1 protein-coding gene is annotated in these 406 nt (G+C 57.9%); it reads left to right on the forward strand.

Features of this window, described 5'->3' with window-relative positions:
• Window positions 1-217: 217 nt before the first annotated feature.
• On the forward strand, window positions 218-406 hold a 189-nt coding region (locus D9R02_RS12420; RefSeq protein ID WP_121566965.1), incomplete at its 3' end, for a SymE family type I addiction module toxin.

Consider the following 406-nt stretch of genomic DNA (forward strand, 5'->3'; position numbering starts at 1 on the left):
ATCCTTAGCCTAGCTATCGGTGCTGAACACACCCCCCGCAGCGTTGCCACGTCCGACAGTCGTGGCGTGTCTTCCATAGCTTTCTGCTAAGGCCGGGCAGCGCGCATCGATACAAGACCCGAAAGGGGAAACATGCGGGCCGATCTGCGGGCGGTGTTCAAGTGCCCGGCCGCCCTGCTTGCACGGGCGAATTCAAATTTCGAATCAGGAGTTCGCTATGCGGAAGATATCTTCCACTGCGCACGTGCGCACATTCACGACCAGCTACAGGCATTTCCGGGTCAAGGCAACCGAAGGCAATCGCTATAGTGGGATGCGATGCGTTCCATGGATTCGGTTAGGTGGGGTATGGTTGGAACAGGCAGGCTTCAAGATCGGGCAAGCGCTCACGGTGGAAGTACGGAAC

The sequence above is a fragment of the Kocuria rhizophila genome, from assembly GCF_003667225.1.
In the GTDB taxonomy this organism is placed as follows: Bacteria; Actinomycetota; Actinomycetes; order Actinomycetales; family Micrococcaceae; genus Kocuria; species Kocuria rhizophila.